1 pseudogene is annotated in these 231 nt (G+C 45.5%); it reads left to right on the plus strand.

Annotated elements, in window-relative coordinates:
- A pseudogene (locus tag LPKJCM_RS11765) lies at positions 1–231 on the plus strand (IS4 family transposase); the annotation flags it as partial.

Below are 231 nucleotides of genomic sequence, written 5' to 3' on the forward strand. Positions count from 1 at the left end.
ACACTCTTTTCCCGTGAGTACGCCACCCAAACCGAATTACTAGCGCGAGTCTTTGACCATGACAAACAGTTATATATTACGGGATACCGGGCTTTAACTTTGGGTTGGAGTGACGCCAATACATTCTTACCGATCAACTTTGCATTAATGTCTTCCAAGAAGCCACAAAACGTCCTTGGAAAATCAGCTAAAACAACCGATCAACGAACAATTGCTGGCCGGAGACGTCGC

This window comes from Lentilactobacillus parakefiri (assembly GCF_002157585.1).
Lineage (GTDB): Bacteria > Bacillota > Bacilli > Lactobacillales > Lactobacillaceae > Lentilactobacillus > Lentilactobacillus parakefiri.